The 21280-nt window shown below is 73.7% G+C and carries 17 protein-coding genes; 3 read left to right on the top strand and 14 right to left on the bottom strand.

Annotated elements, in window-relative coordinates:
* Positions 1 to 24: 24 nt before the first annotated feature.
* Positions 25 to 1578 carry a DUF4192 family protein gene (locus tag ACWDBB_RS21335; RefSeq protein WP_449791105.1) on the bottom strand — a complete coding sequence of 518 codons (1554 nt, stop codon included), beginning with the start codon at positions 1576 to 1578 and terminating at the stop codon, positions 25 to 27.
* A gap of 228 nt (positions 1579 to 1806) precedes the next feature.
* Here ACWDBB_RS21335 and ACWDBB_RS21330 point away from each other — a divergent pair, with 228 nt between their 5' ends.
* Together ACWDBB_RS21330 and ACWDBB_RS21325 are read left to right on the top strand one after the other, a co-directional pair.
* Complete coding sequence (locus tag ACWDBB_RS21330; RefSeq protein WP_449791104.1) at positions 1807 to 4002, top strand: RecQ family ATP-dependent DNA helicase; 2196 nt, start codon at positions 1807 to 1809, stop codon at positions 4000 to 4002.
* A 379-nt stretch (positions 4003 to 4381) separates the two neighbouring features.
* A complete protein-coding gene (locus tag ACWDBB_RS21325) occupies positions 4382 to 5098 on the top strand; it encodes a hypothetical protein (protein WP_449791103.1) in 717 nt (238 codons plus the stop codon).
* Between the two features lie 166 nt (positions 5099 to 5264).
* Here ACWDBB_RS21325 and ACWDBB_RS21320 read toward each other — a convergent pair whose 3' ends face one another.
* From ACWDBB_RS21320 to ACWDBB_RS21310, 3 genes are all read right to left on the bottom strand, one after another.
* Entirely contained in the window at positions 5265 to 5918 is a 654-nt protein-coding gene (locus ACWDBB_RS21320; protein WP_449791102.1) for a hypothetical protein, read from the bottom strand.
* 100 nt (positions 5919 to 6018) lie between these two features.
* The gene (locus ACWDBB_RS21315) at positions 6019 to 6717 is read right to left on the bottom strand and encodes a ribonuclease HII (protein WP_449791101.1); all 699 of its coding nucleotides are present in this window, start codon (positions 6715 to 6717) and stop codon (positions 6019 to 6021) included.
* A 106-nt stretch (positions 6718 to 6823) separates the two neighbouring features.
* Positions 6824 to 7375, bottom strand: a complete 552-nt coding sequence (locus ACWDBB_RS21310; RefSeq protein ID WP_449791100.1) for a TetR/AcrR family transcriptional regulator — start codon at positions 7373 to 7375, stop codon at positions 6824 to 6826.
* A gap of 461 nt (positions 7376 to 7836) precedes the next feature.
* On the opposite strand from ACWDBB_RS21310, the gene ACWDBB_RS21305 reads away from it, so the two are divergent.
* Positions 7837 to 9384 carry an MFS transporter gene (locus ACWDBB_RS21305; protein WP_449791099.1) on the top strand — a complete coding sequence of 516 codons (1548 nt, stop codon included), beginning with the start codon at positions 7837 to 7839 and terminating at the stop codon, positions 9382 to 9384.
* Between the two features lie 169 nt (positions 9385 to 9553).
* Here ACWDBB_RS21305 and ACWDBB_RS21300 read toward each other — a convergent pair whose 3' ends face one another.
* From ACWDBB_RS21300 to ACWDBB_RS21255, 10 genes are all read right to left on the bottom strand, one after another.
* The gene (locus ACWDBB_RS21300) at positions 9554 to 11260 is read right to left on the bottom strand and encodes a DUF4153 domain-containing protein (RefSeq protein ID WP_449791098.1); all 1707 of its coding nucleotides are present in this window, start codon (positions 11258 to 11260) and stop codon (positions 9554 to 9556) included.
* Between the two features lie 333 nt (positions 11261 to 11593).
* Entirely contained in the window at positions 11594 to 12502 is a 909-nt protein-coding gene (locus ACWDBB_RS21295) for a carbohydrate ABC transporter permease (RefSeq protein ID WP_449791097.1), read from the bottom strand.
* Positions 12503 to 12582: 80 nt separating this feature from the next.
* Positions 12583 to 13725, bottom strand: a complete 1143-nt coding sequence (locus ACWDBB_RS21290; RefSeq protein WP_449791096.1) for a carbohydrate ABC transporter permease — start codon at positions 13723 to 13725, stop codon at positions 12583 to 12585.
* Between the two features lie 112 nt (positions 13726 to 13837).
* Positions 13838 to 15226 carry an ABC transporter substrate-binding protein gene (locus tag ACWDBB_RS21285; RefSeq protein ID WP_449791095.1) on the bottom strand — a complete coding sequence of 463 codons (1389 nt, stop codon included), beginning with the start codon at positions 15224 to 15226 and terminating at the stop codon, positions 13838 to 13840.
* A gap of 196 nt (positions 15227 to 15422) precedes the next feature.
* Positions 15423 to 16637 carry a cytochrome P450 family protein gene (locus ACWDBB_RS21280; RefSeq protein WP_449791094.1) on the bottom strand — a complete coding sequence of 405 codons (1215 nt, stop codon included), beginning with the start codon at positions 16635 to 16637 and terminating at the stop codon, positions 15423 to 15425.
* 35 nt (positions 16638 to 16672) lie between these two features.
* The gene (locus tag ACWDBB_RS21275; RefSeq protein ID WP_449791093.1) at positions 16673 to 17917 is read right to left on the bottom strand and encodes a cytochrome P450; all 1245 of its coding nucleotides are present in this window, start codon (positions 17915 to 17917) and stop codon (positions 16673 to 16675) included.
* Complete coding sequence (locus ACWDBB_RS21270) at positions 17914 to 18717, bottom strand: GTP-binding protein (RefSeq protein WP_449791092.1); 804 nt, start codon at positions 18715 to 18717, stop codon at positions 17914 to 17916. Before ACWDBB_RS21270 ends, ACWDBB_RS21275 begins: the two co-directional genes overlap by 4 nt.
* The gene (locus ACWDBB_RS21265) at positions 18698 to 19066 is read right to left on the bottom strand and encodes a DUF742 domain-containing protein (RefSeq protein WP_449791091.1); all 369 of its coding nucleotides are present in this window, start codon (positions 19064 to 19066) and stop codon (positions 18698 to 18700) included. The genes ACWDBB_RS21270 and ACWDBB_RS21265 overlap by 20 nt, the downstream gene beginning before the upstream one ends.
* On the bottom strand, positions 19063 to 19497 hold the full coding sequence (locus ACWDBB_RS21260) for a roadblock/LC7 domain-containing protein (protein ID WP_449791090.1): 435 nt from the start codon (positions 19495 to 19497) through the stop codon (positions 19063 to 19065). The genes ACWDBB_RS21265 and ACWDBB_RS21260 overlap by 4 nt, the downstream gene beginning before the upstream one ends.
* Entirely contained in the window at positions 19497 to 21257 is a 1761-nt protein-coding gene (locus ACWDBB_RS21255) for a sensor histidine kinase (RefSeq protein ID WP_449791089.1), read from the bottom strand. The genes ACWDBB_RS21260 and ACWDBB_RS21255 overlap by 1 nt, the downstream gene beginning before the upstream one ends.
* Positions 21258 to 21280 lie beyond the last annotated feature (23 nt).

Below are 21280 nucleotides of genomic sequence, written 5' to 3'. Positions count from 1 at the left end.
GCCAGCGCCGCGGCGCGGAGCGGCTCAGTGCGCACGGTGGCCTCCTCTCGCCGCCCGTCGGACACCCCGGCAGCGGTGGAGGCCGGTGCGGGCCGCGGCCGGCGCGCAGGCCGCGGCCCGGCCGAGTCGCAGGCCCCGGGTGGACCGCTCCCCGCCCGCCCGGGCGTGCCGGGGCGCCGCTGCCCGCCCGGGCGCCGACAGCAGGCCCACCGCCGCCCCGGCTCCGCCGCCCGCCGACTCCGGGCCTTCGGGGCCGGACGGGGCGCCCGGGCCCGGATCGGCCGCCGGCGCCGGCACCGTGGACGAGCCCTTCCGCCGACCGCCCCGCCGGTGCCGCCGACCGCCGGCGGACCGCCCGGTCCGCTCCTCGGGGACACCACCCGACCCCGGGGCAGCGGGCCCGGAGCCCGCTTCGTCACGGCACGGCGCACCCTCGGCGCCGGGAACTCCGCCCGCCGGAGGCCTCGGTCCGTCGGCCGGGGCCTGCGGACCTGGCTCCTCGCGCCGGCGCCGCTGCGCCTCGACGGCGGCCAGCAGGCCCTGGGGCGTCATGCCGTCGTTGAGCGACTCGTACAGCAGATCGGCCAGCAGGTAGCCCGGGGCGAGCCCCAGGACGTGGCCGAGCACGACCCTGGCCGTCGCCGTGTCCCCGGCGACCCAGGACGTCCAGGCCAGCAACGTCAGCGGGGCCACCGCACAGCCCTCGTACGGCGCCACGGCCCGCCGGGCGAGGAAGCGCCAGAGCCGCTCCGCCGGGGCCAGCTCGGCGGGCCGGGCGTACTCGACGCCGCGGTCCCGCACCAGGCGGTCGCGCAGGGCGAGCAGCAGCTGGGCCGTCCGCTCCGCGTCCAGCTCCCGGGCTCCGGCCCGGAACTCGGCGACGGCCTGGTCGAGCAGGGCGATGCGCTGCTCCCTGGCGAGGGCGTCCACGGCCTCGACCCGGGCGAACGCCTCCCGCTGGACATCGCCCTCCGGCGGACCGACCGGGGCCAGCCCGCCGATGATCGCCTTCCGGCTGCCGCGCGGCACCAGCCCGGCGACCGTCGCGGCGGCGGCCGCCGGACCGGGCTCGGGGCTGCGCCGCACCGGATTGCCCGCCGCGTCGCAGCACCCGTCACCGCGGCAGAGGAAGGACCACCAGCGACCGTCCGAGACGCACAGCGACTCCTTGACGGCCACGCCCCGGCGTCCGAAGGCCGCCCGGAGCGCATCCGCCAACGGCCGCAGTCCGTCCACCACCGGCGGAGCGTGCGCGGCGCCGCGATCCTGGCAGAGGTAGAGCAGCACCTGGAGCGGCCGGGCCCCGTGCCGCTCGGAGAGGGCGATCAGCAGGGCGGCCGTCTCCTCCGCCGCGGCCGGCCACTGCTCGGGCGAGCGCGGCAGGTCCGCCCGGATCACCCCGCCCTGGTGCAGGCCGGGGCCGTGGAGCCCCACCGCGACGATGCTGTCGTCGGGGTAGAAGCCCAGGAAGTAGGGAAGCAGCTCGGCCATGTCGGCCGGACCGCGCATGACGACCGGCCGGTGGTCGGAGGCCGGGCCGAGGGACAGAATGACGTGTTCGTTGTTCATCGCGTTCATGGCCGCAAGAGTGGACGCAATGCGCGAAAGATGCCTGACCTGACTTTTTTCTGTGGATAACCCCGCCCCCGAATTTCCCTTCACTCATTCGGAGCAGGCGACACGCCCTCCCGAGAGTGGATTTTGACTTCCGTTCAGCCGACCAGCGGATGAAACACACCCCGCCTTCCCCGGCCTCTCCTCCCCCGCATTCGTCGCTTGTCGGCGGTACGGGGTTACATGGACGCCATGCAGCAGCCCGACATCCACACCACCGCCACCGCCGACCGCGCCGAGGTCCGGGCGCGGGCCGAGGCCGTCCTGCGCGAGCTCGCCGGCCCCGGAGCCACCCTGCGCGAGGACCAGTGGACGGCCATCGAGGCCCTCGTGGTCGACCGCCGCCGTGCCCTGGTCGTCCAGCGCACCGGTTGGGGGAAGTCCGCGGTCTACTTCATCGCCACCGCCCTGCTCCGGGCCCGCGGCGCCGGGCCGACGGTGATCGTCTCGCCGCTGCTCGCCCTGATGCGCAACCAGGTCGAGTCCGCCGGCCGGGCCGGCATCCACGCCCGCACCATCAACTCGGCCAACACCGACGAGTGGGCCGCGGTCCAGGAGGAGGTCGCCACCGGGAAGGTCGACATCCTGCTGGTCAGCCCCGAACGGCTGAACAACCCGGACTTCCGTGACCAGGTGCTGCCCGAGCTCGCCGCCTCCACCGGCCTGCTGGTGGTCGACGAGGCCCACTGCATCTCGGACTGGGGGCACGACTTCCGCCCCGACTACCGACGGCTGCGCACCATGCTCGCGGACCTGCCGCCCGGTGTCCCGGTGCTGGCCACCACCGCCACCGCCAACGCCCGGGTCACCGCCGACGTCGCCGAGCAGCTCGGCACCGGCGCCACCGACGAGCACGCCCTGGTGCTCCGCGGGCCGCTCGACCGGGAGAGCCTCACCCTCGGCGTGCTCTCCCTTCCCGACCCGGCGCACCGCCTCGCCTGGCTGGCCGACCACCTCGACCGGCTCCCCGGCTCGGGCATCGTCTACACCCTGACGGTGGCCGCCGCCGAGGAGGTGACGGCCTTCCTGCGCGAGCGCGGCTTCCCGGTGGCCTCCTACTCCGGCCGCACGGAGGACGCCGAGCGCCGCACCGCCGAGGCCGACCTGCTGGCCAACCGGGTCAAGGCGCTGGTCGCCACCTCCGCGCTCGGCATGGGCTTCGACAAGCCCGACCTCGGCTTCGTGGTGCACCTCGGCTCGCCCAGCTCACCGATCGCCTACTACCAGCAGGTCGGCCGGGCCGGGCGCGGGGTGGACCGGGCCGAGGTGCTGCTGCTGCCCGGGCGCGAGGACGAGGCGATCTGGCGCTACTTCGCCTCGCTGGCCTTCCCGCCCGAGGAGCAGGTTCGCCGCACCATCGACGCGCTCGCCGAGGCCGGCCGGCCGCTCTCCACCGCCGCCCTGGAGCCCCGGGTGGACCTGCGCCGGGCCCGGCTGGAGACCATGCTCAAGGTGCTCGACGTGGACGGCGCCGTCCGCCGGGTCAAGGGCGGCTGGACGGCCACCGGCCAGAGCTGGGAGTACGACACCGCCCGTTACGCCAAGGTCGCCGCCTCCCGGGAGGCGGAACAGCGGGCGATGCGCGACTATGCGGCCGGCACCGACTGCCGGATGGAGTTCCTGCGCCGCCAGCTGGACGACGAGCAGGCCGCGCCCTGCGGCCGGTGCGACAACTGCGCGGGGCCGCTGCACACCCCGGACGTCTCCGCCGAGACGCTGGGGGCCGCCCGGGCCGCGCTCGGCCGGCCGGGCGTGAGCTTCGAGCCGCGCCGGCTCTGGCCCACCGGGATGGACGCGCTCGGGGTGCCGCTCAAGGGCCGGATCCCGGTGGGCGAGCAGGCGGAGACGGGCCGGGCGCTCGGCCGGCTGTCCGACATCGGCTGGGGCAACCGGCTGCGCACCCTGCTCGCCGACCAGGCGCCGGACGTGCCGGTGCCCGGCGAGGCGGTGGACGCCCTGGTGGCGGTGCTCGCCGACTGGGCCCGCAGTCCGGGCGGCTGGGCCGGGCCCGCGACGACGGAGGGCACCCGGTTGGAGCGGCCGGTCGGCGTGGTGACGATGGCCTCCTCGGCCAGGCCCCGACTGGTCGGCAGCCTGGGCGCGCGGATCGCCGAGATCGGGCGGCTGCCGCTGCTCGGCCGGATCGAGTACGCCGGCGGGCTGCCCCCGCACGGCGCCCGCAGCAACAGCGCCCAGCGGCTGCACTCGCTGGCCGGCGCGCTGGTCCTGCCGCCGGAGGTGGAGCAGGCGGTGGCGGCCGCCGGCGGGCCGGTGCTGCTGGTGGACGACCTCGTCGACTCGGGCTGGACGGTGACCGTGGCCGCCCGGCTGCTGCGCCGAGCGGGGGCGAGCGCGGTGCTGCCGCTGGTGCTGGCCGTGCAGGGGTGACGGGGCGGCGGAAAGCCGCCGCGGGGGCCCTCCGGCCCGGGAACCCTTCCTCACTCGAATGGCCTAACAGAAAGGATCAGGCGAAGCGATTTCGATCACAGCGGTCGAACGGCCCGAGAAAGGAGCGATCACATGCCCATGACGGTTCACGCTGCCCTTCAGGCGTTGTGGATCAAGGCCTGGCGGCAGCTCCGGGGCGCTCGGTCGACTGTGGAACATATCCGACAGACCATGGGCTATTGGGTGGCGTTCATCATTTCATCGTTGCCGCTCTGCCCCCGATGCCCCGAGAATTGGGAGGTACCCGAAACCCGGTCCGCTGGACCCGCCGTTCGGCGTACCCAGGCACCCGCCTGCCCCCGGGCCAGGAAGGAGGATCGTGATCAACGGTATCGACCGAGGTCAGAATCCCTTCTCCGGGAGCCCGGCACCCAGACGGGTACTGGACCTGGAGGCGTGGACCGCCTCGGGGATCCCGTTGCTGCGCGACCCCCGCGAGTTCGTCCTGGAACTGCACCAGCGCCACCTGCCACAGCCCGGTACCGTCGTGATCACCGTCCTGGACGCGCTCCACCGCCTCGTCGCCTCGGCCTCGTTCACCCCCTGGGCGCACGACACCGACGGCTGGCAGCACCGGAACGCGCTGCTGACGCACCTGCGCCGGATCATCCCGCACGACCTGCGGCTGCCCGAGCCGACCCGGACTGCCGTGCTGCTGCGCTGCCGCGACGGTGCGCCCGGCTGGACGGAACAGGACGGCGCCTGGATGTGGGCGCTGCGGGACTCGTCCGTGCTCCACGGGCTGCGCTGCGGCGCGTACATCGGCCTCACCCCGGCGGGCTGGCAGGTCCTCGGGGACGGGCGGGGCGGACGCAAGCCGCATGCGGGCTCGTGGGCCGACGGGCCGGTGCACACCGTGACGGAGCTGCCCCCGCGTTCGGCGCTGGACGCCCCACGCGGCCAGCGCACCCTCCAGTCGGCGACCGACCAGGCCAAGCGCGGCGAGGACGCGGCACGCTCCCCGCAGTCCGAGCCCCCGTGGGCCACGGGGCGGGTCGCGGCGGCCGAACCGACCCGTCGCACCGGTACGCGCTGACTCCGCAGGAGCTGCCGAATTCGCCGGGCCTCAAACCGTCGGCCATGGAGCACCAGTTGCCGACTACCGGTCCGCCGACCGCCGGCGACCGACCACCGAGCGCCGTGGGACGGACTTCGGGCCCGGCACCGTACGGCGGCACCGGGCCCGAAGTGGACGACTGCGGTCAGGCCTTGACCGGGCGGCCGGGCGCGGCTCCGGCCGTACCCACGGCTGCCGGGCCGGCGTCGCCGCAGACCACCAGCAGCGCGGCCGCGTGGCCGAGCGCCTTGGTGTACGCCTCGGCGGCACGGGCGGACGGTCCGCCGTTGGCCACCAGGACGACCACCTCGCGGCGGACCGGGCGGGTCAGCGCGGCGTCCGCGTAGAACACGTCCCCGCCCTCCGTGAGCTGCGCCCAGTAGCACTCCTCGCCGAAGGAGAGTTCGTGCTGCTGCCAGGGGTGTGCCTCGCCGGTCGTCAGCACCAGGATGTCGCCCGGGTTGCGCCCGGACTCCAGCAGCAGGTCGACCGCGTCATCGGCGCGCTCCACCGCCTGCGCCGGGGTGGCGGCGATCCGCTGGACCTCCACCTGCGGTGCGGCGGGGGCGGGGCGGCGCGGTGCCGGCCCGGGCTTGGGGATCAGTTGCGGCGGGCCCGGACGGGCGGCACGCGGCGGAACCGGGCGCGGGGGCGCCGAACGGGGGCCGGGCACCGGAGCCGGGGCGGCGACGGTGGTGGGTGCGGTGGCGGGGGCTTGTGCGTCCGACTCGCGTGGGAAGGGAACGCCGGGGTTCGGGAGGCTCTCGTGAATCTCCGACTCCTCGGGGAAGACAGGCATACCCGGATATCTATCAAATGCCGGTCGGACGCGCACGGGCGCCCCACCCATTGGGCACCGCCCTCCCGCCGCCCTCCCCCAGGCAATTCCAGACGGAACGTCAGAAACCGAGCGTCAACTGTTCGTCGGCGGACCCCTGAGCGTCGCCCGCACCTTCCCGAACGCGCTTGAGGTGACGCCACTTCGGCAGTGCGTCCAAGTAGGCCCAGGAGAGTCGGTGGTGCTCGGTGGGGCCGAACTCCTCCAGTGCGGCGCGGTGCACCGGGGACGGGTAGCCGGCGTTGTCCGCGAAGCCGTAGTCCGGGCACCCCTCGCCCAGTTCGGCCATCAGGCCGTCGCGGTGGACCTTGGCGAGCACCGAGGCCGCGGAGACGCAGATGCAGGACTGGTCGCCCTTGATCACCGTGCGCACCCGCCAGGGGCCGCCGAGGTAGTCGTGCTTGCCGTCCAGGATCACCGCGTCGGGTTCGACCGGCAACGCCTCCAGCGCGCGGACGGCGGCCAGCCGCAGCGCCGCCGTCATCCCGAGTTCGTCGCACTCCTGCGGGGAGGCCTGCCCGAGCGCGTACGCGGTGACCCAGTCGGCGAGGACCGGGGCGAGGGCGCGCCGGCGCAGTTCGGTGAGCAACTTGGAGTCGGTCAGTCCCTCCGGCGCCTTGCGCAGGCCGGTGACGGCCGCGCCCACCGTGACCGGCCCGGCCCAGGCCCCGCGCCCGACTTCGTCAAGACCGACGACGATCTTGGCGCCAGCCCGGCGCAGCGAGCGTTCGACGGAGTGCGTCGGGGGGACGATGGGCATGGCGTAATCCGTTCAGCGGGGGCAGCCTCCAGCCTAAGCCCGGCCCGCGACCGCCGAATCCGCCTCCCGGAGCCCAACCGAGGTCGACTCGGACCCCGCGGCCGACTCAGACCCGGATCATCGGCTCCAGCACCTCGTCCACCAGCCGGTCGGCGATTCCCGGCCCCACGCTCTCCAGCCCGCGGATCTTGACCTGGTAGAGCAGCATCGCCGGGATGACGTCCGCCACCAGCGGGGTGGCCGCGCCGGGCCGGACGTCGCCGCGCTCGGCCCCGCGGCGCAGGATCTCCAGGATGGTCCGCGCTGTCGGCTCGATGACCCGGTCGTTGACGAAGGCCTTGAAGACCTCGGCCCGCTCGTGGTCGATCTCGCCCATCAGCGCATTGAGCGCGGCGCCCACCCGGGAGGTCATCGCCTGCGTGAACCCCGCGACGAGCTCGCGGAGTTCGTCACGGGCGGACCCGAGGTCGGGGGTGTCGTAGGGCCGTGGGAGAGTGGCGTCCAGGGCGTCGATGACGAGTTCGTCCTTGGACGCCCAGCGCCGGTAGAGCGCGGCCTTCCCGGTCCGCGCCGCGCCGGCGACGCCTTCCATGGTCAGCCGCGCATATCCGCCGGAGGTGAGCTGGTCGAGCGCGGCCTCGAAGATAGCGTTCTCCAACTCCTTCCCCCGGCGTCGGGCCGGTCGCGTCAGTGCCTGGTGGGCGACCCGCACCGGACAGAAGGCCGGTGCGGCACCCGACCCCGAGCCCGTCCCGGCATCGGATCCAGCGCCCGCCCCGGCCGCCGTCTCCCCGGACGACGCCCGCCCCGCCGCGACACCCACCGCAGCACCCGCCACGCCACCCGCCGCACCAACCACCGCACCGCCCGGCGCCCCGTCGAGCAGTCCACCGAGCGGCCGACCGGACCGGTCCGCCACCAGGCGCCGCACCAACCGCTCCATCGCCACCGCCACCATCCTTAAGGAACGCTTGCGTTCACAATCACGACCGGGATATCGTCCCGATTAGTGAACGATCCCGTTCCTTCCCGGCCTGCGCAAGGGCGCAGCGCCACACCCGGACCGGCGACTCCGCCGAACCCGCACCACCGAGCACATAGCCAGCAGGGGGCACATTCGTGGCTATCTCCGACACGCTCAGCAAGAACGCACCACCGCGGACGACCCAGGGGCGGGGCAAGGGCATCACCCTGACCGTCATCGCGGCCACCCAGCTCATGGTGGTCCTCGACGCGACCATCGTGAACATCGCACTGCCGCACATCAGGGACGCCCTGGGCTTCTCGACCACCGACCTGTCGTGGGTCATCAACGCCTACACCCTGACCTTCGGCGGGCTGCTGCTGCTCGGCGGTCGCGCGGGTGACATCCTCGGCCGCCGCCGGGTGTTCATCTTCGGCACCCTGCTGTTCGGCCTGGCCTCGCTGCTCGGCGGCTTCGCCCAGGACAGCGGCCTGCTGCTGGCCGCCCGCGCGCTCCAGGGCATCGGTGGCGCGATATGCTCCCCGACCGCCTTCGCCCTGATCGCCACCAACTTCGACGAGGGGCCGGAGCGCAACAAGGCGTTCGGCGTGTTCTCGGCGGTGGCCGGTTCGGGCGCCGCGATCGGCCTGCTGGCCGGCGGCCTGCTCACCGAGTACCTGAACTGGCGCTGGGTGTTCTTCGTCAACGTGCCGATCGCGATCCTGATCGCGATCGCCGCGCCGCGCTACATCGCGGAGTCCGAGCGCCACCCGGGCCGCTTCGACCTGCCCGGCGCACTCACCTCGACGCTCGGCCTGGTCGGCCTGGTCTACGGGTTCATCCGGGCCGCCTCCGACGGCTGGTCGGACGGCATCACGCTCGGCTCCTTCGCGGCCGGCGCGGTCCTGGTCGCCGCCTTCCTCGTGGTCGAGAGCCGCACCGACCAGCCGATCACCCCGATGCACCTGTTCGCCGACCGCAACCGCACCGGCAGCCTGGTGATGATGCTCTGCCTGGCCGCGGCCATGTTCGGCATCTTCTTCTACGTCGTGCTGTTCGTGCAGGGTCCGCTCGGCTACAGCCCGCTGAAGGCCGGTGTCTCCTTCCTCCCGATCAGCGTCGCGATCATCATCGCCGCGCAGATCGCCTCCAACCTCCAGGCCAAGTACGGCCCGAAGCCCTTCATGGCCGGCGGCGCGCTGCTGGTCACCGTCGGCCTCACCTGGCTGACCCAGATGAGCAAGGACAGCGGCTACCTGGACGGGGTGCTCGGCCCCACGGTGGTGTTCGGCTTCGGCATGGGCCTGATCTTCGTCCCGGTGATGCTGATCTCCGTCGCGGGCGTCCCGGGCGAGGAGACCGGCGCCGCCTCCGGCCTGCTCAACTCGATGCAGCAGATCGGCGGTTCACTCGGCCTGTCGATCCTGACCACGGTCTTCGCGCACTACGCCACGGCCGAGGCCGCCGTACAGCTGCCGAAGTTCATGGAGAGCGCCAAGCCGGAACAGCTGGCCTACCTCCAGCAGCACCACGAGTTCCCGCAGGGCACCGACGCCGCCAACACCGTGCTCACCGAGGGCATCTCGCACGGCTTCATCGTGGGTGCCGCGCTCGCCGCCGTCGCCCTGCTGGTCGCGCTCTTCGCGATCAAGGCCAAGGCCGGCGACCTGCCGAGCGACTCCTCCGCCGTCGCGATGCACTGACGCTGTCGCGCCGCACTGGCACCGTCGCGATGCACTGGCACCGTCGCGATGCGCTGACACCGTCGCGACGCGGCGACACCGCCACAAACCACAACGCCCAGGGCCGGCCGGGAGCAGCACGCTCCCGGCCGGTCCTGCCGCTGTCCGCGGGCCCCAGCCCCGGGTCGGCCTACAGGTCCTCGTACGCCAGCCCCGCCCCGTCGCAGGCCGTGCGGCCGACCACCGTGGAGTCCGCCAGCGGCCGCTGCGCCAGGATCCCCCGGGCCCGGGCGGCGGCGAGGTTGGTCGCGTACCAGGGCCTCGACTCCCCTTCCAGCTCGTGTCCGATCAGCTGCAGCGCACAGCTCCGCTGTGGCTCGGGGAGGCGCTCGAGGGCGGGCACCGCGTCCGCCGAGAGCCGGCGGACGTTGCGCAGGTCGATGGCCGCGCCGTGCGGGTCGGTCCGCAGGGCCTGCTCGTACCGGGTGACGTTCTGCTCGGCGACGATCGCGTCCGGACCCATCAGGCCGTAGACCGCGACGGTGAGCATCCCGCTGAGGACGACGACGCGCGGCAGCCAGCCGGCGCGGCGGGTCAGCCCGGCGGCGATCAGCAGCAGGAAGACCACGCCCAGCCAGACCTCGACCACCAGCACCCAGAGCCGCAGCCGGGTGAGCCCGGAGGCGTCCACGTAGAACCACATCCGGCCGAGCGCCGAGGCGACCACGGCCAGCGCCAGCAGGCAGAGCAGCCCGAGGAGGATCCGCGCCAGCCGGTGGTCGGCGGCGGTGGTGCGCGGCGCCCAGCGCTTGGCGACCGCCACCACGACCAGCGTCAGCACGGTGATCACGCTCAGCTGCCAGAACCCCTGCCGGGCGTACTCGGAGCGGCTCATCCCGGTGTTGCTCAGCACGGCGTCCGCGCCGCCGAGCACCACCACGGCCTGGATCACCGCGAAGACGCCGAACATCAGGTTGAGCGCGACCAGCGGCAGCGCCCACTCCAGCCGGCGCCGCTCGCGGCCCGGCCGGATCACCGTGCGGTCCCAGCGGCGCGGGCCGGCGGCCATGTGCGCGAAACCCAGCGCGGTCGCCGTCCCGAGCACGAACAGCACGGCGCGCCCCGGGAGCCGGCCGAGGTCGAGGTCCGGGCTGAGGTTGCCCAGCAGGTCCGCCATGGCGGCGTCGGCGCTGGCGAACAGCAGGCCGAAGACGGTCAGCAGGACGGCGGCGACCGCGAGCGCCTTGAGCACCGGGACGATCCGGCCCCGGCCCGGCAGCAGGCGCCCCTGCACGCTGGTCAAGGCCCACCCCACGGCGGGCACCGGCTGCCAGAGGAGACCGGGCAGGGCGAACAGGACACCGGCCCAGCGACGGCCGCCGTGCAGGGCCAGTGAGGCCAGCGCGAGCGCGCCCCCGGCGGCCAGCAGCGCGGGCCAGTCGGCGTCCCACCGCGCGGGGACGACGAGCAGGGCGAGGGCGAGCAGGCTCCAGACGGCCGTCCAGGGCCGGATCCGACGGCCCGCCACCCGGGCGGCGAACCCGGCCCCGACGGCGGTGGCGGCACCGCAGACCAGCAGGTTCACACCCAGACCGTCGAACAGCAGCCAGGCCGTCAGCAGACCGGTGAGCAGGGCGGCCAGGACGACCCGGGGCGTGGCCCCTGCCCGGCGCTCGGGGTCACTGGCGCGCAGCCACGTGCCGACCGAGTGCGCCGACGTTCCGGGCACCGGCCCCCGCCCCGGCCTGCCCTGCGGGCCGGGGCCGACCGCGCGGTAGGGACCGTACGGGTCGTACGGGTCGTACGCACCGTACGGGTTGCGCGACGCGGTCGACCCCAGCACGTCGCTCGACCCCAGCACGTCGCTCGCACCCAGCACGTCGCTCGCACCCGGCACATCGGCCGCACCCGGCGCCCCGGTCGGCCCCGGCACGTCGCTCGCACCCGGCGCCCCGGAGGGGCCGGGAGAGTCGGGCGACCCGGCCGAACCGAGCGGCCCGGAGGAGTCGGGAACGCCGGAAGGGCCGGACGAATCGGATGGCACAGGCGCGGAAGGGCCGGACATGAGTCCCCCTCAGTGATCGGCGGGCATGCGGAGGCCACCCCACGGGCGGTCCGCCGGCGGGCGCGTTCGGCGCCCCGGCCGCTGCCGACTGTAGACCATTCTGAACAAGTTCAAAAGCTGAGTCTGAACGCGTTCAGAACTGCCTCGCTCCCCTGGACTCCCCCGCTACCCCTTCACCGACCCGGCCAGCAGTCCCCGGACGAAGTACCGCTGGAGGCTGAAGAAGACGATCAGCGGCACGGTGATCGACAGGAACGCCCCGGCCGTGAGCAGCTCCCAGCGCCCGCCGAGCGAACCGGACAGCTGTGCCAGCCGCACCGTCATCGGCGCCACCTCCGGGGTGCCGCCCGCGAAGGTCAGCGCCACCAGAAGGTCGTTCCAGACCCACAGGAACTGGAAGATCGCGAACGAGGCCAGCGCCGGGGTGCACAGCGGCAGCACGATCGAACGGAAGATCTTGAAGTGCGAGGCGCCGTCCACCACCGCGGCCTCCATCAGGTCGCGCGGCAGCTGGGCGATGAAGTTGTGCAGCAGGAACACCGCCAGCGGCAGCGCGAACATGGTGTGCGCCAGCCAGACCGGCGCGTAGCTGCCCTTCAGGTCCACCGCCGGGATCAGCGTCAGCGGCCCCAGGTGCGCGCCGCCGGAGAACAGCCGCAGCAGCGGGATCAGCGCCATCTGGAGCGGCACCACCTGGAGCGCGAACACCGTGAAGAAGACCACGTCGCTCCCCCGGAACCGCACCCAGGCCAGCGCGTACGCCGCCATCGCCGCCAGCATCAGCGGGAAGACCGTCGCCGGGACGGCGATCGCCAGCGAGTTGACCAGGAAGGGCATCAGGCCGGTGGAGACGCCGGGCCCGCCCTCGAACAGCACCGAGTGGTAGTTGTCGAGGCCGAGGTCCGGGTGGACGAGGGCGGTCCACCAGCCGCTGTCCGTCACGTCCTGCTTGGGCCGCAGCGAGGTCACCAGCAGGCCCAGCGTCGGGATCGTCCAGAGCACCGTCATCGCGATCACGAACACCGAGGCCAGCGGACTGCTGAAGGCCTTCCGCACCGACTGCGTCGGCCTCACCTCCCGCGGCGACTCCACCTCCCGCAACGGCTCCGCCGGCCGCGCCGGATCCGCCGCCCCCTCCCGGCCGTCCGTCCGGGTCACCGGACCTCACGCTCCTTCCGCAGCTGCACGATGTTGTAGGCCACCAGCGGCAGCACCGCGACGAAGAGCAGCACCGCGAGGGCACTGCCGCGACCGGAGTTGAACTGCACGAAGGACTGCGAGTACATCTCGTTCGCCAGCACCTGGGTGCCGAAGTTGCCGCCGGTCATGGTGCGGACGATGTCGAAGGCCTTCAGGGTGATGAGCAGGACGGTGGTCAGCACGACCAGCACCGTGCTGCGGATCATCGGCACGGTGACGTACCAGAACAGCCGTGCCCCGCTCGCGCCGTCCAGCCGGGCCGCCTCCACCACCTCCGCCGGGATCGCCTTGATCGCCGCCGACAGCACCACCATCGCGAAGCCGGTCTGCACCCAGACCATCACCGCCATCAGCAGGAAGGTGTTCAGCGGCTGCGAGAGCAGCCAGTTCGGCGGATCGTTCCAGCCCACCGCGACGGCGAGCCGGCTGAGCAGGCCGATCTGCGGCTGGCCCGGCCCGCGCGACTCGTAGACGAACTTGAAGATGATCGACGCGCCGACCAACGAGATCGCCATCGGCATGAAGATCAGCGACTTGTAGACCGACTGGCCTCGCATCCGGTCCACCAGCAGCGCCAGCACCAGTCCCAGCCCGGTCGCCACCAGCGGTACGGCCACCAGCCAGAGCAGCGTGTTGACCAGCACCTTCTGCACCGAGTCGGAGGTGAAGGCCCAGCCGAAGTTCTCACCGCCGACGAACCGGGTGCCGTCGTCGTTCTGGAGGCTGAGGTAGACCGTGCGGACCAGCGGCACCACCAGGCCGACGGCCAGCAGCAGCACCGCCGGACCGAGGAACACCGCGACCGCCAGCGGACGGGCCAGCCGGCCCCGGGCCCGTCCGGCGACCAGGAAGACCACCAGCAGGATGCCGAGGAAGCCCGCGACGGCGCCGAAGGTGTTGCCGAACTTGATCGCCGCGTCGTTCCAGGAGCCGGCCGCCAGCCTGTCGACGAGCAGTCCCTCGGCGGCCGACCCGCCGACGGGCGAAGGGAACCCGGGCGAAGGGAACCCGGGCGAAGGGAACCCGGGCGAAGGGAGTCCGAGCGAATGGAAGCCGGGAGAAGGGAATCCGGGAGAAGGGAATCCGGGTACGGACATGGCTGCGCGTCCCTTCGGGCGTGGTGGGAAGGGCGGGCGGTGCGGGTGGGTGGCCCCGCACCGCCCTCGACAGGTGGTCCCGGGTGCGCCGGGAGCGGCCCCGGCACGTCGGCTACTGCGGCCAGGCGGCGTCGATGTCGGCGGCGGTCTTCTGGATCGACTGCCCCTCCGCGAACCAGGCGGTGAGCGACTTCCACTCCTGCCCGGCGCCCACGGCGGCCGGCATCAGGTCGGAGCCGTCGAAGCGGAAGGTCGCCGACGGGTCGGTCAGCGCCTCGGCCGACAGCTTGTCGATCGGGTCCGTGTAGAGGCTCTTGTCCACGCCCTGGTTGGCCGAGACCCAGCCGCTCGCGGTCTTCACCCGGCTGCTCGCCCAGTCCGAACTGGACAGGTAGTTCTGCACCGCCTGCACCTCGGGCCGGCCGGAGAAGGCCGCCAGGAACTCTCCGCCGCCCTCGACCGGGTTGGCGACCGACGGGTTCACCGCGGGCAGGCGGAAGGCGAAGACGTCCCCGTCCGGCCCGACCTTGGTGCCCTTGGGCCACTGCGCCTCGTAGAACGAGGCCTGCTGGAGCATCAGGCACTTGCCGCTCAGGATCGGCGTGCCCGCGTCCTGGAAGGTGGTGGTGGCGATCGACTTCACGTCGCCGAAGCCCGCGTTGACCCAGGCCGGGTTCTGCATCCAGTCGGCGACGGTCTTCATCGCGGTGGTGATCTTCTGGTCGGAGAACTTCACCTGGTGGCCGACCCACTGGTCGTACACCTCGCCGCCGTACGAGCCGAGCACCACCTCCTCCAGCCAGTCGGTGGCCGGCCAGCCGGTGGCCGTCCCGGAGGCGATGCCGCCGCACCACGGCCTGGCGCCACCCGCCTTGGCGATCCGGTCGCTGAGCGCCATCAGGTCGGCCCAGGTCTTGGGCACCTCGTAGCCGGCCGTCTTGAAGGCCTTCGGCGAGTACCAGACCAGGGACTTCATGTTGGCGCTCATCGGGGCCGCGTAGAAGGTGCCGTTGACCGAGCCGTAGGTCTTCCAGATCGGGCTCCACTTGTCCTGGTTGGCGACGGTCTGGGCGGGCGGCTTCACCACCTTGCCGCTCTTCACCATCTGCGCCAGCAGGCCCGGCTGCGGGATGATCGCGAAGTCCGGGGCGTTGCCGCCGGAGACCCGGACCGGCAGCTGGGACTCGAAGTCGTTCGAGCCCTCGTAGCTGATCTTGATCCCGGTGCACTTGCCGAACTCGGCCCAGGACTTCTCCAGGTTGTCCGACTCCGGACTGAGGATCGAGGCGAACACGGTCACGGTGGTGCCCGAGTGTCCGGCGTACGGCTGGTACTTGGCACAGTCGCCGGACAGCGACTCGGCCGACCCGCCTCCGCCGCCACCCGAACCGCCGGGGCTGTTGGAGCAGGCCGCGGTCAGCACCAGTGCCGCCACCAGAGCTGGTACGGCAGCCAGGCGACGGCGGTGACTCACGTGCAGTGCGGTCGGATTGAGGGTCAATGCGGTTCTCCTCGCCAGGGCATGCTGCCGACGGTGGACTGAACGACATTGCGCTGTACCGGAGATGGGCCTGCGGGGAGCAGCGGGACGGGCGGCCGAACTGATCGAAGACGTTAACGCAGCCGTCGGCCCGCGCCAAGGTGCACGACCGCCCCCGACCGGAAACCCGAGCGGGGGCAGTCAGTATGACGTAACGTCAGAACAACCGGATCGGCAGCTCCAGCAGACTGTTCACCACCAGCGAGGGGCTCGGACGCAGCTCGGCGTCCGGCACCGCGAGCGACAGCCCCGGGAAGCGCTCGAACAGCGCGGGCAGCGCGATCCCCGCCTCCAGCCGGGCCAGCGGGGAGCCGGGGCAGACGTGCGGGCCGTGGCCGAAGGACAGGTGGCGGATCGGGTCCCGGGTGATGTCGAAGACCTCGGCCGTCACCCCGTGCTGGAGCGGGTCGCGGCCGATCGCGTTGTACGAGACCAGCACCGGCTCGCCCGCCGGGATCACCACGTCACCGACCGGGATGGGCTCGGCGGCGAAGCGGAACAGGAAGTTGCTGGTCGGCGGCGTCCAGCGGAGCGACTCCTCCACCACCGCGTCCCAGGAGACCCGGCCCGAGCGGACCAGCTCCAGCTGGTCCGGGTGGGTCAGCAGGGCCCGCACCGCGTTGCCGATCAGGTTCACCGTGGTCTCGTGGCCGGCCGCGATGATCACCCGCAGGGTGGCCGCCGCCTCCGCGTCGGTCAGCGCCCCGCCCTCGGTGTCGGCCGCCAGCAGCACGCTCGCCAGGTCCTCGCCGGGAGCCGAACGACGCTGCGCCACCAGGTCGTTGACGAAGGCGTTCAGTCCGGCGACGGTCGCCTGGATGCCCTCCGGGTTCGGCTTGGTGCCGAAGAACCGCTCGTACAGGTCGCGCAGCAGGCCGTGGTCCGACTCCGGCACGCCCAGCAGCGAGCAGATCACCGTCATCGGCAGCGGGAAGGCGAAGGCCGTCTTGAGGTCCACCACGGGCTCACCCGCCGCCAGGGCGTCCAGCAGCGCGTGGGTGACCTCCTCGACGCGCGGGCGCATCAGCTCCACCCGGCGCGGGGTGAAGGCCTGGGCGACCAGCGCCCGCAGCCGGCGGTGCTCGGCGCCGTCGGTGGTCACCATGCTCGGGCCGGGCACCGCCAGGCCGATCAGCGGCCAGGTCTTCGGCACCTCCCCGCGCCGGTAGGCCGCCCAGTGCGCGGCGTCCTTCACCAGCCGGGCGTCCGTCAGCAGGTCGCGCGCGGCGGCATGCTGCGTCACCGCCCAGGCCCGGACCCCGCCGGGCAGCTCGACCGGCACCGCCGGGCCGGCGGCCCTCAGCAGCGCACCCTCGGCCGCGTTGTCGCGGGCCAGCGGGTCGAGGACGATTCGGGCCGGGGCAGCGGTCATCGACAACTCTCTTTCGAACGGCGGGTGTTGAATGATCAGGCCGGGTGGCCCGGGGTGAACGAGACCGGCAGCGCCACCAGCCCGCGCACCCAGGCCGACGGCCGCCACACCAGCGCGTGCTCGGCCACCGCCAGCCTCAGGTCCGGCAGCCGGTCGAGCAGCACCTCGATCGCGGTGGTGGCGATCACCTCGGCCGCCTCCTGGGCCGGGAAGGGACAGCCGTGCTCGCCGTACGAGTAGCTCATGTGCGCCCGGTTCCCCTCCGCCGGGCGGCCGTCCGCCTGCCGGACCGCCGGGTCGGCGTTGGCCCCGGCGATTCCGAGCAGGACCAGGTCCCCCTCGCCGATCCGCTGACCGCCCAGCTGGGTGTCCCTGACCGCCCAGCGGCCGGCGAAGATCTGGGTCGGGGTGTCCTCCCAGAGCGCCTCGTTCAGCGCCTGGCTGATGCTGCGCCGGCCGCCGGCCAGCGAGGCCGCGAACCGCTCGTCGGTGAGCATCAGCCGCAGCGCGTTGGAGATCCAGTACGAGCTCGGCTGGTGGCCGGCGATCAAGAGCACCCGCAGGTCGCGCATCACCTCGTCGTGGGTCAGCCCGGCCTCGTGCGCCAGCATCCGCGAGGCGATGTCGGCGCCCGGGTGCTCGGCCTTCTCCTCCACCAGCGCGAGCATCAGCTCCAGCAGCCGCTGGGCGCCGGCCGGCGCGTCCGGGCCGCCGTCCAGCATGGCCAGCAGCGCCGCGGTCAGCTGCGGTGCCTGCTCCTCGTCCAGGCCGAGCACCCGGCACAGCACCAGCAGCGGCATCCGGTGCGCGTACTCGGCGACCAGGTCGGCCTCGCCGCGCCCGGCGAACTCGTCGATCAGCCGGTCGGCGATCTCCTCGGCATGCTTGCGCAGCTCGTACGGGTCGGTCCCGGCCAGCGCGTCGGTGACCGCGCGCGAGCGCCGGACGTGCTCCTCGCCTTCGGCGTAGAGGATCGAGGGGACGGGCGCCATCATCGGCTTCAGCGGCCAGTCGGCGGGCAGCGTCGCCCAGGCGTGCCAACGGCTGGAGTCGCGGCCGAACAGCTGCGGCTGGCCGGTCACCTGCTGGAGCTCGCGGTAGCCGATCACCAGCCAGGCGGGCACCCCGCCGGCCAGCTCGACCGGGGCGACCGGGCCGTGCGCGGCACGCAGCTCGCGGTAGAGCTGGGACGGGTCGGTCTGGAAGCGCGGCCCGTACAGCGGCGTGGCGCCGGCGTGCGCCGGGCAGCCCGGGGGCGGGGTGGCGGCGGGCTCGGTCACGGGGTGCTCTCCTCGTAGATCGCGGTTCGGGACCCTGCCGGGGCGGGCTCTTCCCCTCCGGCGGCGACCGGGGCGGGCCCGTCGGCGGTGACCGGGGCGGGCCCGTCGGCCAGGCTCGCCGCGTCGGCCCCGGCCAGGGCGGCCAGGTGGTGGACCAGGGCGATCAGCACCCGCTTGCCGGACTCGCGGTCGCGCGCGTCGCAGTCCACCAGCGGCACCTCGGCCGGCAGGTCCAGCGCCTCGCGGACCTGCTCCAGGGTGTGACTCGGCTCGCCGAAGTTGTTGCGGGCCACGATGAACGGCGTGCCGTGGTGCTCCAGCCGGTCGATCGCGTACCAGGACTCCTCCAGCCGCCGGGTGTCCACCAGGACGACCGCGCCCAGGGCGCCGCTGAACAGCCGGTCCCAGAGGAACCAGAAGCGCTCCTGCCCGGGCGCGCCGAACAGGTAGAGCACCTGGCGCTCGGAGAGGGTGATCCGGCCGAAGTCGAAGGCGACCGTGGTGGAGCGCTTGCCCCAGGTGCCGGCCGGGTCGATGCCCTCGCCCGCCCTGGTCATCACCTCTTCGGTGTTCAGCGGACGGATCTCGCTGACCGACCCGACCAGGGTGGTCTTGCCCACCCCGAAGCCGCCGACCACGACGATCTTCAGCGCGTTGTCGGCGGTCGCCCGCAGCGGGGTGCGCGAGCCGGCGGGCCGCACGCCGTCCCCGGCGGTGGACCGGACGTCGGCATCGGACCGGCCGTCGGCATCGATCCGGACGTCATCAGCGGCCCGGACGTCAGAGCTGTTGGAGGCCATGCAGCACCTGCTTCAGCGTGTCGAGGTCGGGCAGCCGGGCCTTGTTCGGCGCGAACCGGGGGTGGCGGGCGGTGACGGCCCCGGACTCCAGCAGGTCGCCGAGCAGGATCTTCACCACCGAGACGGGCAGCGCCAGCTCCGCCGCCACCTCCACCACCGCGGTCGGGGCCTCGCACATCCGCAGGATCCGGGCGTGCTCCGACTGCATCCCAGGCGCCGGCTGCCGCTCGGCGACGATCAGGGTCACCAGGTCGAAGGCGTTCTCCGGAGCCCGGCTGCGTCCCCGGGTGATGGTGTAGAGGCGGTCGGGGTCGTCGTCGCGCCCCGGCAGCACCGGCCCCGGGGTCATATCGTCGCGCTCTCTCGCACGGCCTCGCCTTCCGTACTCCGGGCGGGCGCGCTGAGGTGGACCCCGATCTGCTCGATCAGGCCGTGCATGTTGTGGCCGACCACGCCGACGTCCGCCTCGTCGTCCGTGACCACCGCCAGGTGGGCGCCCTCGCCGGCCGCCACGATGCACAGGATGCCGCCGTGGAACTCGGTCATCGACTGCCGCACGCCGCCGCTGCCGTCACCGAACTCGATCGAGGCGCCGTGCGCCAGGCTCTGCAGGCCGGAGGCGATGGCGGCCAGCTGGTCGGCCTGGTCGGTGCTCAGTCCGGCGGTGTGGCAGAGCTTGAGGCCGTCGGCGGAGAGAACCAGGGCGTGCCGGGTGCCGGGGGTCGCCGCCAGCAGGTTCTCCAACAGCCAGTCGAGGTCGCGGTCGTCGGCACTGCTCATCAGGTGTCCTTCTCGGTGACGGGGGAAGCGTCGGGCATGGTGTCGGGGTCCGTGGTCGGAACCCCGGCAGGGGGCTGCTCGGCCCCCACGGGACGGGCGGCGGCCCGTCGGAACGCGCCGAACCGGGCGGCCGCAACCGCCGCGTCGGCTCCTGCGGGCTTCGCGGCCCGGTCCGCCGCGGGGGCGGCGGTGGCCAGCGTCTGCCCGCGACGGCGCTGCGGCAGGCCGCTGTCGGTCATCCGGGCGGGCGCGGCCGGCAGCGCGGGCGCGGTGGCGGTCTGCGCCTTGGGCAGCGGTTGTGCCCCGGTTCCAGCCCCGACGGGGGTCCGCTGCGCGGAGGGCACCGGAGGCAGGGAGGCGGGGGCGGTGCGCGCCGAGGTGAGCGCCGGGCGCGCGTTCTCCACGGACGGCGCCTGCGCCGGGACGGACGCCGGGGCGGCAGCCGGCGCCGGGTGGGTGACCAGCTGCTGCGGGATCAGCACCACCACCCCGGTGCCGCCACGCGCCGACGGCCGGAAGGAGATCTGCAGCCCGTGCTTGCGCGCCAGCACGCCGACCACCGCCAGCCCCAGCCGGGTCCCGGCGGAGAGCGTGGTGAGGTCCAGCGGCTCGGCGGAGACGGCCCGCTCGGCCCGGCGCAGCCAGCTGTCGCTCAGGCCCAGCCCGCTGTCCTCGACGGTGACCACCAGCCCGGCCGGCACCTCCTCGACGTAGACGTGCACCTCGGCCGGCGGGGCGGAGAAGTTGGTGGCGTTGTCCAGCAGTTCGGCCAACGCGTGCATCACGCCCTCGGCCGCGTACCCGGCGACCGCGGCGGTGCTGGCGTTGTGCAGCCGCACCCGCTGGTAGGCGCCGATCCGGCCGAGCGCACCGCGCAGCACCGACTCCACCGAGATCGGCTTGGCCCAGCGGCGCCCCGATCGGGCACCGGTGAGCACCGCGATGCTGTCGGCCATCCGGCCCGCCTGGGCGGTCGAGTGGTCCAGGCTCAGCAGGTCGCCGAGGACCTCCTCGTCATGCCGGTGCTGCATCTCGCGCAACTCGGCGTGCATGCTCGTGGCCAGCGCCTGGACCCGCCCGGCGGCGGTCGCGCAGACCGCGAGCGCGGCGGCCCGCAGCCGCTCGCCGCGGCCGATCTCCTCGCCGACGGCACGCAGCAGCACGTACTGGGGGTGCTTGCGGTGGACGGCCAGCGCACTGTCCACGGCCGCGCCGGCCCGCAGCTTCGTCACCACCTCGGGCAGTACGCCGTCGACGATCCGGGCCAGCTCGGCACGCTCGGCCTCGGCCCTGGTCCGCTCCGCCTCCGCCCCGGCGCGCTCGGCGTCGAGTTCGGCCCGCAGCCGGGCCAGCTCGGCGTGCGCGGCGGTGACGTCCGCCTCCGCCCTGGCCTGCTCGGCACGGGCGGCGTCCCGCTCGGCGAGCGCGGCGGCGGCGTGGTCGACGGCGGCCGTCTCAGCCTGCCGGGCCCTGCCCGCGGCGACCAGCGCGGCCCGGGTCTCCTCGTGCTGCGCGGCCAGTTCCTCGGTCAGCCCGTGGTTGCGCTCGACGCCGGTCGCCGCGAGCCCGACGGCGATCAGCCAGAGCACCGTGACGGCGACCACCGCGAGGGCGGTGAGCGGCTGGTGCGCGCCGAACGCCCGGGTGACGCCGACCGGCGCGGCGACCAGCGCCAGCAGCACGGCCACCGCGGTCAGGGCGACGGTGCGCGGCGCGGGCCGTCGGCGCGATCGGCCGTCGGGGCTGGTGGCTTCTCTCATCGGTGCGGTCCTCGGCAACGTCG

It is taken from the genome of Kitasatospora sp. NPDC001095 (assembly GCF_053598615.1).
This window is presented reverse-complemented; position numbering and strand designations above follow the sequence as displayed.